The sequence below is a fragment of the Paenibacillus sp. FSL H3-0457 genome (assembly GCF_037981725.1).
In the GTDB taxonomy this organism is placed as follows: Bacteria; Bacillota; Bacilli; order Paenibacillales; family Paenibacillaceae; genus Paenibacillus; species Paenibacillus amylolyticus.
In genome coordinates this window covers 6,689,386-6,705,321 of the sequence record NZ_CP150283.1, presented here as the reverse complement: position 1 = coordinate 6,705,321, position 15,936 = coordinate 6,689,386, and the positions used below count along the sequence as shown (strand labels likewise).

14 protein-coding genes and 1 pseudogene are annotated in these 15,936 nt (G+C 48.3%); 13 read left to right on the top strand and 2 right to left on the bottom strand.

Going from position 1 to position 15,936, the window contains the following annotated elements; translation table 11 throughout:
- Window positions 1-75 precede the first annotated feature (75 nt).
- The 7 genes and pseudogenes from MHH25_RS29495 to MHH25_RS29465 all read left to right on the top strand — a co-directional run bounded on the left by MHH25_RS29495 (window position 76) and on the right by MHH25_RS29465 (window position 8,163).
- The gene (locus MHH25_RS29495; RefSeq protein ID WP_036671630.1) at window positions 76-1,239 is read left to right on the top strand and encodes a response regulator; all 1,164 of its coding nucleotides are present in this window, start codon (window positions 76-78) and stop codon (window positions 1,237-1,239) included.
- A gap of 35 nt (window positions 1,240-1,274) precedes the next feature.
- Entirely contained in the window at window positions 1,275-2,621 is a 1,347-nt protein-coding gene (locus MHH25_RS29490) for a deoxyribodipyrimidine photo-lyase (RefSeq protein WP_036612119.1), read from the top strand.
- A 281-nt stretch (window positions 2,622-2,902) separates the two neighbouring features.
- A complete protein-coding gene (locus MHH25_RS29485; RefSeq protein ID WP_036612117.1) occupies window positions 2,903-4,075 on the top strand; it encodes an acyltransferase in 1,173 nt (390 codons plus the stop codon).
- A gap of 382 nt (window positions 4,076-4,457) precedes the next feature.
- On the top strand, window positions 4,458-5,585 hold the full coding sequence (locus MHH25_RS29480; protein WP_340018736.1) for a hypothetical protein: 1,128 nt from the start codon (window positions 4,458-4,460) through the stop codon (window positions 5,583-5,585).
- 79 nt (window positions 5,586-5,664) lie between these two features.
- Window positions 5,665-6,099 (top strand): annotated as a pseudogene (locus MHH25_RS29475) (HNH endonuclease); the annotation flags it as partial.
- 262 nt (window positions 6,100-6,361) lie between these two features.
- Window positions 6,362-7,021: a TVP38/TMEM64 family protein gene (locus tag MHH25_RS29470; protein WP_081745839.1), complete on the top strand. Its 660-nt coding sequence runs from the start codon at window positions 6,362-6,364 to the stop codon at window positions 7,019-7,021.
- 62 nt (window positions 7,022-7,083) lie between these two features.
- Window positions 7,084-8,163 (top strand): DUF1835 domain-containing protein, encoded by a 1,080-nt coding sequence (locus MHH25_RS29465; RefSeq protein WP_051447000.1) that lies wholly within the window; start codon window positions 7,084-7,086, stop codon window positions 8,161-8,163.
- A 277-nt stretch (window positions 8,164-8,440) separates the two neighbouring features.
- On the opposite strand, the gene MHH25_RS29460 is transcribed toward MHH25_RS29465, so the two are convergent.
- A complete protein-coding gene (locus tag MHH25_RS29460; RefSeq protein WP_036606572.1) occupies window positions 8,441-8,959 on the bottom strand; it encodes a cupin domain-containing protein in 519 nt (172 codons plus the stop codon).
- Window positions 8,960-9,111: 152 nt separating this feature from the next.
- On the opposite strand from MHH25_RS29460, the gene MHH25_RS29455 reads away from it, so the two are divergent.
- Entirely contained in the window at window positions 9,112-10,113 is a 1,002-nt protein-coding gene (locus tag MHH25_RS29455) for an NAD-dependent epimerase/dehydratase family protein (RefSeq protein WP_200868488.1), read from the top strand.
- Between the two features lie 165 nt (window positions 10,114-10,278).
- On the opposite strand, the gene MHH25_RS29450 is transcribed toward MHH25_RS29455, so the two are convergent.
- Window positions 10,279-10,455, bottom strand: a complete 177-nt coding sequence (locus MHH25_RS29450; protein ID WP_074092719.1) for a CsbD family protein — start codon at window positions 10,453-10,455, stop codon at window positions 10,279-10,281.
- Window positions 10,456-11,140: 685 nt separating this feature from the next.
- On the opposite strand from MHH25_RS29450, the gene MHH25_RS29445 reads away from it, so the two are divergent.
- From MHH25_RS29445 to MHH25_RS29425, 5 genes are all read left to right on the top strand, one after another.
- A complete protein-coding gene (locus MHH25_RS29445; RefSeq protein ID WP_017691658.1) occupies window positions 11,141-11,587 on the top strand; it encodes a DUF1641 domain-containing protein in 447 nt (148 codons plus the stop codon).
- 24 nt (window positions 11,588-11,611) lie between these two features.
- Complete coding sequence (locus MHH25_RS29440) at window positions 11,612-12,793, top strand: NAD(P)/FAD-dependent oxidoreductase (protein WP_036606574.1); 1,182 nt, start codon at window positions 11,612-11,614, stop codon at window positions 12,791-12,793.
- A gap of 317 nt (window positions 12,794-13,110) precedes the next feature.
- The gene (locus MHH25_RS29435) at window positions 13,111-13,755 is read left to right on the top strand and encodes an SDR family oxidoreductase (protein ID WP_036671628.1); all 645 of its coding nucleotides are present in this window, start codon (window positions 13,111-13,113) and stop codon (window positions 13,753-13,755) included.
- Between the two features lie 55 nt (window positions 13,756-13,810).
- Window positions 13,811-14,563, top strand: a complete 753-nt coding sequence (locus tag MHH25_RS29430; RefSeq protein ID WP_036671627.1) for a response regulator transcription factor — start codon at window positions 13,811-13,813, stop codon at window positions 14,561-14,563.
- On the top strand, window positions 14,560-15,936 hold the full coding sequence (locus MHH25_RS29425) for an ATP-binding protein (protein WP_339196037.1): 1,377 nt from the start codon (window positions 14,560-14,562) through the stop codon (window positions 15,934-15,936). Before MHH25_RS29430 ends, MHH25_RS29425 begins: the two co-directional genes overlap by 4 nt.

The window sequence follows — 15,936 nt, the reverse complement described above, 5'->3', positions numbered from 1 at the left end:
ATGGTTAACAGACAGCGGATGCCGATAAAATCGGTATTCCTATTGAATCTTTCATGGCAGGAGGCTAAAAGAACGGTGAGAGCCATTGTGATCGATGATGAGAAGCCAGCGCAGCTTCATCTGGAGCGACTACTACGAACGGACGGACGAATTACACCCGTGCAATGTTTTTCAACAGCTCGCGATGGTCTTCATTTTCTGGCAAACGAACGTGTAGATGTTGTATTTTTGGACATTGGAATGCCCGAGATGAATGGCCTGGAAGCGGCTGAATATATACAGCAATTGGATCAGAGTATTCGTATTATCTTTGTTACGGCTTATGCGGACCATGCAGTGGAAGCATTTGAGCTGCATGCACTGGATTATGTACTGAAACCAGTCAGCTCGACCCGATTGGCCAAAACCGTTGATCGAATCGCGGGCATAATGTCGCATAATTCTCAAGTTGCAGCCACCGCCGAGGTACAGGGATCGGAACCTGTACCTGTGGAGTTGGATACTGAAGTTCCGGGGTTGCTAACGTTCAAACATCTGGATATCTACAGAAGTTTGGATCAGGGTGCCAAGAAACATAAGTGGCGCACAACCAAATCACAGGAATTGTTTGCTTTTTTGTTTCATCACAGGGAAGAATGGGTAAGCAAGGAGATTCTGCTGGATAAGCTATGGGGTGATGTTTCCCAGGAAAAGGGATTAACCCATCTACATACTTCCGTGTACCAGATTCGAAAGCTGCTTAAGGAATGGAACATGACAGGCAAGCTGGAGTACAATATGAACCGTTATCGTCTGTTATCAGGCAATCTGGTAAGTGATGTGGATCAATTTGAAAAATCCATGGTTTACCACGTCATCACATCCGACAATGTCGACGATTTGAGGCATATGATTCCGCTTTATCGTGGCGATTATCTGGAAGAGCATGATTATCATTGGGCACAGGCCAAAGCAAGGGAACTCAGACGCAAGTATACAGCGCTGGTTATGGATATCGCGAGATGGGACATGGAGCATGGTCGTGGCAAGGAAGCGATTGAGCAATTAACGATATTACAGGAACGGGAACCGTATTCGGAAGAGATCTGCCGACTCATGATGGAAGTGTATGCATCCATGGATGATCAGCAAGGCATACTTCGTTTGTATCATTCATTTACATTGACATTAAATGAGGATCTGGGGTATCAGCCCGAGCCCGAAACAAGCAGGTTATATAAGAACCTGACGGACAAATAAACGTATGTAATGTAAGTTCAGACAGGAGGGTGAGCATGAAGCTATTCATACACCGCAAAGATTTGCGTACGGATGATCTGGCCGCATTCGATTATTTGCGGGAACACCAAGAAGAGAGTGTGCATGTTCTCATCTATGATTCATTCCTCCTGCGGCAAGGCCGAGAGAAGGAACACAGCGGTGTGAATTTCAGGCAGCACGCAGCGGAATTAGGCAGACAGTATCTTGAAGCCAAACGAAAACTGCATGTTGCTTACGGCAAACCGGCTGAAGTGGTTGAATTCATCCTGAACGAATTCAAAGGTGAGATTAACGAGATTGTGGTCCATCGGGACATGACGCCATATGCAATCGAGCGGGATAGGGCTATGCGCAAAGTCAGTGAGGCGCACGAGGTTACGTTCACACAACTGACGGATCATCTGCTGATGGATCTGAATGGATTTGCCAATTTTACAGGCAAGTCGGAGCCATATAAGGTATTTGCGGCTTTCCATCGGCGGTGGGTGGAATTCATGAATGAACATCCCAACCCTCCTTCGGCAACAACGGTTGCAGAGTTGAAGGTGAGTGATCGTCAGATTGAATGGCCGGATGCAATGCAGGTACCTCCGGAGTTGCTGGAGGGCATTGGTTCGAATGACGAGGACCCGCATCTGCTGTTGGATCAATTTTTGTCGGATCGAATTGCTGAATATGGGGATCATCGGGATGAATATGAGGCGTACGAGCCGAGTCATCTCAGTTCTTACGTAGCTGTGGGAGCTGTATCCATTCGTAAAATGTATGATGCGGCGAGTCGCACGGCAGAAGCGGGGGAATGGATCAGGCAGTTGTGCTTCCGCGACTTCTATCTGTATCGGGCGGTCTATGAGAGTCACTATTTTACATATGAAAAGGTGTACGATCTCTCGGCTCTCCATGATGATTACTTTGAACGGTGGTGCAAGGCGGAGACAGGCATTCCGATTATTGATGCAGCGATGACGGAACTGAATGAAACCGGACATATGCCAAACCGGCTGCGGATTCTCACGGCGATGTTTCTCACCAAAAACCTGCAATGCCCATTCACCCTGGGCGAAGCTTATTTCAGGCGTAAGCTGCGTGACTATGATAACATTCAAAACCGTGGTAACTGGTTATGGTGTGCCTCGCTTGGGGAGAATGCGGCTCCGTATTTTCGCGTGAACAATCCGGTAACACAATCCGAGAAGTATGATCCGCAAGGTGATTATATTCGCAAGTGGTTGCCTGAATTGAAGGATCTGCATAGCAAGGACATCCATCAGCCACGCAAGGATGCCATTGTTGATCTGAAGGCATCGAGACAGGCAGCTATTGACGTGTATAAACAGATTATGGCGAGTCGTGGGAAGTAGACTCAGTCAGGGGTGGGATGATGCCCAAACCCAGATTTACCATTCTCATCCGGTTGATCCAATATTCATTTGGTTGAGAGCAGGATGTTCCACAGACCGCGTACTCGCGGTCTTTTTTACATATATAGACATGAAAATAGTGTGAAATGTGTTGAAAATTTAGGAATTATTAAGAAATTGGACTACCCATCTTAAGCAATATGGCTTTTAATAGATAGAGAGCTTTATTGTATTAAGTCATATCTGACATATTGACGAACACATTAAGGAGAAACGTAAACATGAGTGAAACACTGAAAAGAGAGCGAATTCCAGAACTGAATCTGGTGCGTGCCCTGGCAATTATCGGCGTACTCAGCGTGCATTCTACGTCCTACGCGACGGTGGACATGACGGGTTCAGGCTACTACTGGCTGTACAACTTTATTAATATCTTTATGAAATATGGTACGCCAACCTTTATTTTTATGAGCAGTTTCGTATTGTTCTATAACTATTATTCCCGTCCGCTGGACAAGAAACTCGTGAGTAACTTCTACAAGAAAAGATTTGTGTATATTTTGCTCCCGTATTTCCTGTTTTCATTAATGTATTTTGTGTTGCTGCATTTCACGCATTATCAGGGCCGTCCGTTTAATGAATCGGCAGTAAGTTTTATCACGAAATTGTTTACAGGTAAGGCCTATACACATCTGTACTTTGTGTTTATTAACATGCAATTTTATCTGTTATTCCCATTGGTGTTATGGTTGCTTAAGAAGTATCCTTCTGTGGTGAAATGGTCTGTTCCGATTGGACTATTGATTCAATGGGCATTCATCGTAAGTAATAAATATGGATTCCAGGTACCCAACAAGGGAAGCTGGGCGTTCTCATACTTCTCCTATTTCATGCTGGGTGCTTTTATCGGGGTATATTTCCCTAAAATCAAGCAATGGTTTGTTATCAGTCGGGCCAATGCAACCAAAGGACGCGTAGCTTCATGGATTCTGCTCTGGGCGGTATGGATCATTGCCGGACTTGGCCATGTGTATATCTATTACCTGCTGCGTCTGAAGATCGCAACGTATAACACACTGTGGTATGAATTCTTCTGGAATGTGCATACCTTTGCTTGTGCGCTGGTGCTTATCCAGATTGCCTATCTGCTCTATCGCAAAGGGCCTTCACTCATCGTCAAGCCGCTGAATCGGCTTGGGGCATTGTCCTTTGGCATCTATCTGATTCATCCATTCTTCCTGGTGGTGTATCGGAATTATCCACCTCAAACAGGAGTATCGTGGTTAGTGCATCTATGGTATGCCGGAGGATTCGGTGTAGCTCTAATCGCTTCGTGGATCGTCGTTGGATTGACGGCAAGGTTTGTTCCATATGCATGGGTCATCTTTGGCAATCTGCCAAAACCCAAACCACGACTGGTCCCACAACAGAACTCGGGCCAACTGGACGTTTGATAAGATGTATTTCCAACACAGGAATAATAAACCGTTTCTTGGTCGACCTTAGGGGAGAGCAGGAAGCGGTTTTTTCGTCTATACAGATATGCTGGATGTGGGGAACGAGTGTTTCTTTTTCATGTATGCGGGGTAATCATAAGGCGGAACGATAATACATTATGGATAACAGGATTAAGGTGAATATAATGACAACATGCGAAAAATGCGGGAGACCGATGCAGGATATATTGGAATATGTGGAACACATTCTTCACGAATGCAGTGAACAGACACAGGAGTACAACTCGAAAGATTATCAGGCCTATGGCCATGAGGGTGTTCACGAGCAGATGTGATACAATAGAAAGAAACCGGATTCATACGGAACCGAGGTGACAACATGGAGACGGGTCCAGCCCCTTTCCGGCAAGGAAAGACGGAACAAGAAGCGCGACTGAGCAAAACGTGTATGTATTGCGGACAACAGCGGCCGATGTCCGAATTCCGGCGCAGAACCGGAAAGCGGGCAGGTCCCGGAGCCAGGCGTGGAGCTTGCCGCAGCTGTCGCCAGCTTGGTGGACAGGCTGACCACGAGTCAGGTTCAAGCGTGAGCGGACGAACGAATGAACGGATCGAGCATCAACGGGATGGCTTGGAGACACGTGCTGTTACTGCCAGACCCTCTGCATCTGCGAGAAATGAGGCAGGTCTTACCTCCCATGGTATGGAGCAGGGATCAGCTACGGTGTCTGAGTCTGACAGAAGTCTGTTGTCTCAACCGTCAGTAGACTCGTCATCTTCGAATGACGATGAACATGCTGACTTGGTGACTTCCTCACCCTCTTCTTCGGGTATTCGGAAGAAGAGAAGAAGACGGAGGAAGAGCAAGCGTTCAGAGAGCATAACGGGCAATGAGCTGAGAGAGACGAGTCTGGAGCATGATGGTTTGGCGGGTGAGGTAGGAGATAAGCCACAGCCAGGTGAGCACTGGCGTGTGGAAGGGCATTCGCAGGGTCATGCTGCTGCGAATGAGAAGGGCAGTGCACAGCGGGCTGGCGCGCGAGCAGCCGCTGCAGGGCAGGCCGCCGAGCAAGCTGCGGCGGCCCACCAGGCTCTGCTGCCGGCTGAGCCGCAAGGCCCGGCAGCAGAGCCCATGGCTGCGGATCAACCGACCGCAGCCAAACGCAAGCGCAAGCGGCGCCGCAAGCGTGCTGCCGCGCTCGCGCCCGGCGCAGGGCAGGCCCGCAGCGTAGCTGCTGAGGCCCATGCGCGGCCCCCTGAGCGACCGTGGCGCTGCCACCACGGTCGCTGCACCTGCGGCGGCGGAGGCACAGCCTGCCGCCACCGGGCGCGAGCCCGGGCAAGCGCCGGGGGCTGCTGCGGAGGCAGGGCCTCCTGCGCCCGTGCGCCAGCCGGGCTCGCCAGGGTCCAAGCTGCGCCAGGCGCGCAAAGAGCGTGCGCCCAAGGCGAACGGCGAAGACACTGCCCGCGGTGCATCCGGGCAGCGACCCGCGCACGCCAGCCGTAGTCACGGGGCTGGCACGGATGGCCGTCCCCGCCGCCAGACCCCGTCGGCCCCGGTAGCTATCGACCCGGAAGATCCGGCTTCGCTCCGGACCAACCGTCAAGGCATGGTACGGATGAGGGGGAAGACGGACAAGGGCAGACGCTGGCATCAGGAAGTGGACATGGAGCTTGCGGTCACGCTAGTGAAGGAAAAAGCCGCTGTGGTGGTGAATCGGTACACGATTCGCCGATTGTTCAGCAACAAGGATTTCAAGCGGTATATTCTGACTCGGGATCACTACACCTGTTACTTCTGTGGATCGTATGGAGATACGATTGACCATCTGCTACCGCGTGCCAAAGGTGGACATACCACCCCGCTCAACTGTGTCTGCGCCTGTAATCTGTGCAACCAGTCCAAAGCAGCGATGGATGCCGAAGAGTTCATGCATTCCGGTATTCCCGAATGGAATGCTGCACATCAGGCAGAATTGATTGAACTGGCCATGCAGGAAGCGCAGCTGGAAGAAGGATAAATGCCCCCGAAGATGGATTGGGGTTTCGATATGAAGAGCACACCAAGACCACAGAGGTCGAGGTGTGCTTTTTTGATTTAATTTTGATTTGGGTGGGAAGTGAGTTTGCTGTGCAATAATTTCTTCAAATTGACAACAGTGTTCATCGAAGATGTACGTTATACTGGGAGGGAGTTGCTAAAGAAGCTTCATCATCCATATGAATGATGTATAGTGAACATCAAACCTGAGAACTTAGACTGTATAGATTGGATGGATGCAGATGACCCCGGCAGCATTGGACATTATGTCATATATTACGGAAGAAAATATTCGTTTCTGGCTGGAGAAGTTTCGCTCCCTGGGCCCGTTACCGGGAATTTTGCTTACGTTTATGAAATCATTTGTACCACCGCTTCCAACGCTGTTGATTGTGGGCGTAAACGGTGCGGTATACGGTCTGTGGGCAGGATTTATATATTCATGGATCGGCATGGTGCTCGGTTGTACCGTTACATTCCTGATCGTACGGGAGATTGGGAAATCCGCTTTTGTAGAGCGATGGGCACGCAAACCTCGTGTGCAACGCAGCATGGTATGGATTCGAAGGAATGCATTCAGTTATGTTTTTTTGCTGAGTATCTTCCCGGTAGGTCCGTTTGTCATTATCAACGTGGCGGCAGGTATCGCGCGAATGCGATTATTATCTTTCCTGCTTGCGGTGGGCTGTGGTAAAGCGATCATGATCTTCTCTGTTACGTATATCGGTTCCAATGTGGAACAATTTCTGGAGCACCCAATACGCTGGGTAGGTGTATTGCTGTTCATTGCGGTATCCCTGTGGGCAAGCCGCAAACTGGAGCGACATTTTACCCGTTCATCGTCAGATGGTGAAGATCTGCATGATCTGAATCAACCCGGTGGAAAATCGATTTCCTCATAAAAAATGATCAGTACGCAGATATAGGATTTCAGTAATCTCGTTAGCTCGAAGGAGGACCCAGCATGAATGATAATATCTATGCATTCAGCCGAACAATAAATCGTATGAGTGAAGATGAACTTCGTTCAGTACTGCGTGTGCTCTATATGAAATCAGCACACGTGGTCAAGCGGCAGGAAGAGCAAGGCGAAAAGGTGGATTTTGCTGAAGCGGTACAGTCACTGTTTCGGAATATGGATATCCCTTTTGATCTGGGGCGTCTGGAACAACAAGCTCTCTCCGAGGTCGACAAGCCAAATGAAATTCATATTACGTTTGGAGAATCACCTCTGAGTAGTCTGAAAATGGGAATGAGTACATTACCTGATCAGGAAAAACGGAGTTTTTTTTCTATAGATGATAATTATGCGGTAGGGCCGTTAGGTGATCTGACCCGGCGTGCAGACTTGCAACGCAGGCATCTCTGGCTGACCGAACGAATGTGTCTCAATGACCGTGAGGCATATGGCATGCATGAACTGGAATCATTATTTGAGCTCAACGCCACAATACAGTCCTTTGATTCCAAGACGTCGATCATTATCTGGTATGCGAATAATGCACGGGAGAAGACGGGACTACTCTATGCCATGTATCTATTGCGGAACACCGAGAGTCCCATATATCTTATCGAAACGAGTGGCTTATATAAGCAATTATTTGATAGACCTGACGTTCAATACGATGTGCTCCACACAGGCGAGATTCTTTCGGAAAAGCTTCTGGCGATGTGGCACGTCTGCTCTGAGCAAGAGCCGCTGTCCAAGGGAGAACGCCGCCAACTGGAACAGGATTGGCTGGAACTTTCGGTACAGCCTGGGCTATTACGTATGATGGAGAATGGCGTGATTCGGAGCTTAACTGAAGATGCGTTGGACGAGTACATTATGCAGAAGGTGAGGGAACTGACACCGAACTGGGAGCCAGGCAAGTATATCCGAGCAGCTCGTATTGTGGGTGAAGTGATTGGTACAAGTAGCCAGCATATAAGTGATGCGTTCGTGGAGTACCGTCTACGACAACTGGTGCTGCAAGGCCAACTTGAAATGGATGGAAAGCCACTTGCAATGAGGTATTACAGTATTCGGCTTGCCGAGCGCTGAAAGGGACTAAGGCTGAAACGCACGGATAGAAAAACAAGCGACGAGATCGCGAAGTTTGAAATAAGACGGAAGATTTGAGCAGTTCCTTGCCCATATAGTAAGATGATCACGAAGAGTTCCCGATACCAGCTGTTCAGACTTAATACTTAAATAGACTGTTCCATCGGTGAGTAACTCCTACTTGTCCGGGGAACAGTCTATTTTTTCTCGTTAAGTACTGAACCAGCTTCGCTTGTGCATTGTCCAATAACACTCGTCTTTATGATCTTCATTTGTATTATGATTTCTTCCCATTCCAGATTTCTAGTAGCGGTCCGTGCTGTCCATAGACCGGATCGGTAACCGGGATCGGAACCTTTCGAATTTCCTGAAGAGCCTTGGCACGATCGTCTTCCTCACCTGTGTGTGTGTTGTAACTCATGCCGCCCGGATAAGCACCGGCAATACGAAAATCAGTGCTGGACTCCAGACGTTTATGCCCTGTTCCAGCGGGAAGCACGACAACGTCGCCTGTTTGAAGGTAAACTTTCTGACCATTTTCTCCGCCTAAAATCAGTTTCACGAATCCACTCACCACAGCAAGAGCCTCATGAGCATTACTATGATAATGATGATAATTGAACACACCATTCAACCAGCTATTTCCCCATCCATTACGGTTCAGCAACGATTCTGCGTGAAGGGCCTCTTCAGCCCATACATTCTTATACAAAAGAACAGGCAGGGTCGGATGATTGGGAATTACACCGTCATCCTGAAGGAATAACGTCTCTATGTCCTTTTTCCGTTCATTCATCTCACATCACCTCACTATAAATTACCCGATAACCTCAAGGACGAACAAAAAACAATTGTAAAATGATACAAAATGTATCATTTTAAGGTTATACTCAGTACATATACTCTCTTCATTGCACTCGTTGTATAAATCGCAAGGGGGAATCGTGTGTGAACATTGTGATTACAGGGGCTTCTGGATTTGTGGGATTTAATCTTTCACAGTATTTGGCGCAAAAGGGGCATCGAATTACCCTTCTGGATCGGGATGATTATTGTCAGAGGCTGGTTCATATCTCTCCTCTGCACGAGATGCCGTTCATCTGTTGTGACCTTGCATCGGACCGGATTCATCTACCTCCAGGAACAGATTACATAATCCATCTGGCGGCCATGCCACACGTGGATTATTCGTATCATCAGCCAGGGGAAGTTTTTCGCAATAATACACTCAGCACACAGTCTATCCTGCAATATGCTACAGAACATCACATTCCAGTCTTGCTGGCTTCATCCGTTGAAGTGTATGGCGGCGATTGGGGCAGAGTCTATCATGAATCAGATCCGTATGCACCCGTCTCTCCTTATTCCGCGTCCAAAGTCGCGTGTGAAATGCTGGCTCACTCCTATGCTCAATGTTACCAGCTTCCAGTCAAACTCTTTCGTTTGACCAACCTCTATGGTCCATGGCAGTTGCCAGACCGTATTATTCCCCGAAATTTTGGTCGGATGTTGGACGGACTGCCTCTGGATATCCAGGGATCGGCAGTGCGTGATTTCTTGTATGTAGATGATGCCCTCCGGGCCATTGAACAGATCATGCTGAAAGGCAAAGACGGACAGGTCTACAACATATCGACAGGGCTTGGAACAACCATGCAGGAAATAGGGGAGATATTGAAACCAATGGATCGATCCGTAGCTGCTGTAGAGATCCGGGAGCAAGAACCAACCCAGTCCAGAGGGTCGAGTCTGGTCGTACATTCAGGCAGATTGCGAGCGGAATTGGGTTGGTTACCACAAACCACGTTGGAAAAGGGATTGGAAAAAACCTTCCGTTGGTATCAGGAACATCCCGAATGGGTCAGACAGTTCAGCCGTGAATACCATACAACAAGGGAAACGCGCAGTTTCATTATCGATATGGCAAGATACGCAGTTCCAGCAGTATAAAATGCACAAAAAAAGCCAGGGAAGGGTGTATTGAGTAACACCTTCCTTGGCTTTTTTGCGCCTCCGTCTCATTTTCGGATTTCATCCGAACACGGACGGTCAGGCTATTTTAAAATAATCTATTGCACGAAATCTTCGTGCTGTTGGACCTCACATTAAAAGGATCTAGTGATGATCTTTTTTAATGTCGGCAATTTTATCCTGTACAGCACCTTTGGCTTTGTCTTTTTTACCCTCAGCCTGAAGGGATCTGTTATTGGTTGCATTACCGATCTGATCCTTCACTTCGCCTTTGGCCTTGTTTACGCCTGCTTTGATTTTATCGCCAGTTGAATTACTCATATCGAACATCTCCTTCGTTTCTGGTGTAGTCCTTATTAACCGGGATGTCCGCATTCTAAACGCAATGGCTTTGTTCCAAGTTTTGCATTCGTGACGCAAGAGGTTCATACTTGAAATAGAAAAGATGTCTCAATGATGGAATAAGGCCGAGCCCAACGCTGCATAATAACGACAGTGACCAATTTCGTTGCATGAAAATTGTGATATTGGAAAACAATTCCTGAACATTTGGATAAACGAATCCTTCCTTGTGTACATATCGCACATCTGGTCATATGTGATCTTGTCTTAATACCACATGTGGTAGGAATACGGATCTTGGACAGGAGGATCGGCGGCGTTAGCTTGCCTTCATGGGTTGACAAAAAAATCGATTTTGTTACAATGTTCACAATATCTTCACAAGTGTAAAAAATTTCTTTTTCATGTTCATGTGTAAGAGGTGTAATATAAGGGTATAGAGTTCGGTTTCGGCCTGCTTGTCGTTTTGTGCGTCAACACATGTTGTCCGCAATAGATCCAAGATACAATGCATGATATGGGAGTAGCCATGAGCTACGCTCATCCTATTGTGTGAAATTTGGTACATTTAAATGTATTCGATGTATTTTGTGGTTCGGCTCTGCTTGACAGGCATCATGAAAGTCGCGGACTTCTATCCCAAAGTAAAGGAGGACTTTCTCTTATGTCACAATCGCCTACTCAACAAGAGGTGCCAGTTACAGAAGGTGCCAACGTTTCCGAGCGCCAGTCCTTGGACGTTCTGGATCAACTGATGAAGCCTGAGGTACAGGAGTCTTTAACCGTTCTGGTGGAGAACCTGCCTAAATTGGCTGAAATGGTTACTGCTATGACAAAAGCTTATGACTTTGCACAAAGTGTAGCAACAGACAAAGTTCTGATCAGCGACACAATGAGCGCAATGGGCGAGTTCGCTAAGCCTGTTGTAGACAAAGCTAAAGGTGTAGCTTCTGCTGCCATCGAAGCCAATGACCGTGCGCAAACAGAGCAAACTTCAGTTGGCTTGTTCGCTATGCTGAAAATGCTTAAAGATCCAAACGTACAACAATCGCTTCGTTTTGCTCAATCTTTCTTGAGCATCTTGAACGAGCGTCAACAACCGAAACGTTAAGACTTAGAAGAACGGAGGATGGATATGTCGAAGCAAATTTTGATCTTGGGTGGAGGATACGGCGGTCTGTTGACTGCATTGACTGCGCGTCAATACTTGTCTCCGGAAGAAGCGACAATTACTGTCGTGAACCGTTACCCTACACACCAAATTATCACGGAACTGCACCGTCTTGCAGCGGGAAGCATTGCTGAACAAGCAGTTGCTCTTCCACTTGAAAAATTGCTGCGTGGCAAAAACGTGAACTTGAAAATCGATACGGTGGATACAATCAAGCCGGACGAGAAGAAAGTTCTGATGACCAGCGGCTCCACATACTCTTACGATGCACTTGTTGTTGCCTTGGGCAGCGAAACGGCATTCTTCGGAATTCCGGGATTGCAAGAGTACAGCTTCACGCTCAAATCGGTTAGCGATGCAAACCGTATTCGTGCACACGTTGAAGCACGTCTTGATGCTTACAAACAGTCCGGCAACAAAGCAGACGCTACGTTTGTTATTGGTGGTGGCGGCTTGACAGGTATTGAGCTTGTTGGCGAATTCGCTGACCTGCTTCCTGCTGTATGTCAAGAAAAAGGCATCGACTTCAAAGAAGTATCCCTGTACACAGTTGAAGCAGGTCCTTCCATCCTGGCAGGATTCCCGCCAGAGCTGGTTGAACGTGCTAAATCAAGTCTTGAGAAACGTGGCGTTAACTTCATCGTTGGCGTAGCGATTACCGAGATGAAAGAAAACGAAGTTCTGCTGAAAGACGGCAGCTCCATCCCTACGAACACACTCGTATGGACAGGTGGCGTACAAGGCAACGCTGTTGTTGCTAACAGCGGAATTGAAGTGGATCGTGGCCGTGCGAAAGTTACGGAAGTTCTGCAATCTACTTCTCACAAAGACGTGTTTGTTGCTGGTGACAGCGCAGTAGTCTTCCCTAGCGAAGGCGCTCGCCCTTACCCTCCAACAGCACAATTGGCTTGGCAAATGGGTGAGACTATTGGTCACAACTTGGGCGTTATGTTCAAAGGTGGCGCAATGGAATCCTTCACACCAGTATTCTCCGGTACGCTGGGAAGTCTGGGTCGTAAAGATGCTGTCGGCATGATCGGTGGCAACCAGACTCGTCTGAAAGGTCTGCCTGCAACCATGATGAAAGAAGCAAGTAACATCCGTTACCTGGCTCATATTCACGGTTTGTTCGCACTGGCTTACTAATCTTAATGCCATTCAAGGGCGCCCTTTTGGGCGTCCTTTTTGGTTGTCACGATTACAAAGGATAACAGATATTCAGAATGAAAAAAGGTGCGGCAGAAGTGGTCAAATGTGAGGTCGCGTATAAAGTACCTAGGGGATATGGCATATTAATGGGACAACGGAAGACTTCACATTTCTTAGAGGTACTGAACAGGCATGGACATGAAGCCGGCGCTTAGAAGCGCCGGCTTTCGTTTAAATTATAGGATGAGCATCTTTAAATAAAAGGAACGGGGGGCAACAACAAGCCATCCGTTCAACTGAGAGGAGAATGACGTATGAACGTTTTAGTTATAGGAGCAAATGGACAAATCGGAAAGTTTGTGGTGGAGCAGCTGGCACAGGAAGGCAAACATAAAGTAACGGCTATGATCCGCAAACCGGAGCAGGCGGATGCACTGAAGGAACTCGGTGCAGATGTGGTAATTGGTGACCTGGAGGGTAGTGTGGAGGACTTGGCTGAGGCAATGAAGGATCATAATGCCATTGTGTTTACGGCGGGTTCTGGCGGATCTACCGGTCAGGACAAAACACTGCTTATTGATCTTGACGGTGCGGTGAAAACGATGGAAGCCGCAGAGCAGCAAGGAATCTCCAGATATATTCTGGTCAGTGCGTATGGCGCAGATCAACGGGAGAAATGGTCAGAGTCCATCAAGCCTTATTACGTGGCGAAACATTATGCGGATCGTGCATTGTTTGCAAGTGATCTCAATTACACGATTATACGTCCAGGCGGTCTCAAGAATGAACCAGGCACAGGCAAGATTGCAGTTGGAACCGATCTGGAGCCGGGGAGCATCCCACGTGAAGATGTAGCCCGTGTAATCGTGGCTTCTTTGCAGGAAGAGAAGACGTACCGGATGGCCTTTGATCTGGTTGCCGGGGAGCATCCCGTTGAAGATGCCTTGGGCAAATTGTAGATGTTATTGTAAGATAACGGGAGAATGAAATGATGGGGATGAGGGGGAGCGCTGCATGAACGAAGCCGTGCTGGTCATAGAGGATGAGCCCAAAATAGCACGTCTGCTGGAACTGGAACTACAGTATGAGGGATATCAGGTGGGCAAGGCTGGTAGTGGAACAGAAGGACTGGAGAAGTATGCTGAAGGACAGTGGGATCTGATTCTGCTGGATGTGATGTTGCCTGGTCTGAGTGGAATTGAAGTGTTGCGGCGAGTTCGGGCCAAAGATGCTACGGTCCCGATCATTATGCTCACTGCCAAAGATTCTGTAGAAGACAAAGTATCCGGCCTGGATCTTGGAGCCAATGACTACATCACCAAACCGTTCCAGATTGAAGAGCTACTTGCGAGAGTTCGGGCTGCATTGCGGCTTAGTGCAGTGGCGTCTGTTGTTTCTTCCGCTTCTTCTACACCTGTTGATACAGGGAATGACTCTTCTGGGCATCAGGATGAAGTTGAGGCGGGCTGGTTGACGGCTGCCGGGTTGAAACTAAATGAAGGAACGCGAGAGGTATCCCGAGATGGTGTAGCCATTGAGCTTACTCCACGTGAGTTCGACCTGCTCGTGTACCTGCTTCAAAATCAACGTCAGGTGCTCAGTCGTGATCAGATTGTGCAGGCCGTGTGGGGATACGATTATTATGGAGATACCAATGTGGTGGATGTGTACATCCGTTATGTGCGCAAAAAGGTGGATAACGGATTCACACCGCCCTTAATACATACCGTACGGGGCGTAGGATACGTCCTGAAGGAACAGTTATGAGCCTGCGCAGTAAAATCTACGGATATTCGTCTGTATTATTTGCTGTGCTGTTAATCGCGGTGAACCTGTCGGTCTACATCGTGTTTGAACGGATGTCGATTGATAACGAGGTTAATCGGGTGGAAGCGGAAGCGGAGTCTATTGTCAAAGGAGTGCGTCAGTCTGCCGGCTCCATTCCGCCGGATGACTTGTTACGGGCCTACGCGCCTGTGAACGGCATGCTCCGGATTGTTAATGAAGACGGCACCAGTTCCCCGGTGACAACAACAGCAGCTTCCGAGCAGCTGAGCAAGCTGCCTTATAAGTACGAAAGTGAGAAGAAATCGGAGTATACCCAAGTTGAACAGATTGGTTATGTGTGGGTATCAGTCCCGGTCATCTGGCCTGATGGCGAGGTGGTGAATGTACAAGTCACCGAGAGCATTGCAGAGACGGAGAATCGTCTGTCTGTACTGCGAACTGTGCTTGTGGCGGTCACGATTATTGCTCTCATTCCAGCCATTATCTCCAGCCGGATTCTGGCGAATCGAATGACCAGACCGATTCAGCAGATGACACGCACGATGACTGATATCCAGTCCAGCGGCCAATTTAAGCGTCTTCCACTGGAGGAAGGATCGAAGGATGAACTGAAAACGATGGGACAGACGTTTAACCGGATGATGGATTTACTCGAATCCAACTTTGAGCGACAGGAGCGATTTGTATCCGATGCATCTCATGAGCTCAAAACACCACTGACTATTATTGAGAGTTATGCCAGTCTGCTACAGCGACGAGGAAAAGAGCGGCCCGAGGTATTTGATGAAGCGGTAGAAGCGATTCTGTCCGAATCGGTTCGCATGCGAGAGATGACCGAGCAACTGTTACTGCTTGCGAAGCAGCCAGAGCAGTGGAATGTGCAGTTGGCGCGTGTGGATATCACGAGACTGGCTACAGACTCGACACGTGCATTTCGCGAAGCCTATCACCGTGAAGTCCGGTGTGAAGATCCAGGTCCAATCTGGGCGATCAGCGATGAGAGTAAGCTGAAGCAGCTTTTGTTTATTTTGCTGGATAATGCCCGGAAGTATAGTGAGGATGCAATTGAAGTCAGGCTTGAAGCCAAGGGACAAGAGTGCCGTATTCGAATCGTGGATACCGGGATTGGTATGCGGGAGGACGAGCTGGAGAAGGTATTTGACCGATTCTACCGGGTTGATCCGGCCAGAACACGCAGCTTAGGTGCAAGCGGTTCAGGTCTGGGATTGTCACTTGCCAAAGAGCTTGCAGTGGCAGTTGGAGCACGGATCGAACTGACCAGCACCGAGGGTGAAGGCACCGAGGCTTCGATTATTTTGCCTTTATCGGTTCAGAACGGGCCGCTCTCATGA

Coding starts and splice junctions, on each gene's coding strand:
- MHH25_RS29460 (WP_036606572.1), bottom strand. CDS start 8,959: ATGAATGAACGGAAAAAGGACATAGAGACGTTATTCCTTCAGGATGAC.
- MHH25_RS29430 (WP_036671627.1), top strand. CDS start 13,811: ATGAACGAAGCCGTGCTGGTCATAGAGGATGAGCCCAAAATAGCACGT.
- MHH25_RS29465 (WP_051447000.1), top strand. CDS start 7,084: ATGAATGATAATATCTATGCATTCAGCCGAACAATAAATCGTATGAGT.
- MHH25_RS29450 (WP_074092719.1), bottom strand. CDS start 10,455: ATGAGTAATTCAACTGGCGATAAAATCAAAGCAGGCGTAAACAAGGCC.
- MHH25_RS29425 (WP_339196037.1), top strand. CDS start 14,560: ATGAGCCTGCGCAGTAAAATCTACGGATATTCGTCTGTATTATTTGCT.
- MHH25_RS29480 (WP_340018736.1), top strand. CDS start 4,458: ATGGAGACGGGTCCAGCCCCTTTCCGGCAAGGAAAGACGGAACAAGAA.
- MHH25_RS29445 (WP_017691658.1), top strand. CDS start 11,141: ATGTCACAATCGCCTACTCAACAAGAGGTGCCAGTTACAGAAGGTGCC.
- MHH25_RS29440 (WP_036606574.1), top strand. CDS start 11,612: ATGTCGAAGCAAATTTTGATCTTGGGTGGAGGATACGGCGGTCTGTTG.
- MHH25_RS29485 (WP_036612117.1), top strand. CDS start 2,903: ATGAGTGAAACACTGAAAAGAGAGCGAATTCCAGAACTGAATCTGGTG.
- MHH25_RS29470 (WP_081745839.1), top strand. CDS start 6,362: ATGACCCCGGCAGCATTGGACATTATGTCATATATTACGGAAGAAAAT.
- MHH25_RS29490 (WP_036612119.1), top strand. CDS start 1,275: ATGAAGCTATTCATACACCGCAAAGATTTGCGTACGGATGATCTGGCC.
- MHH25_RS29435 (WP_036671628.1), top strand. CDS start 13,111: ATGAACGTTTTAGTTATAGGAGCAAATGGACAAATCGGAAAGTTTGTG.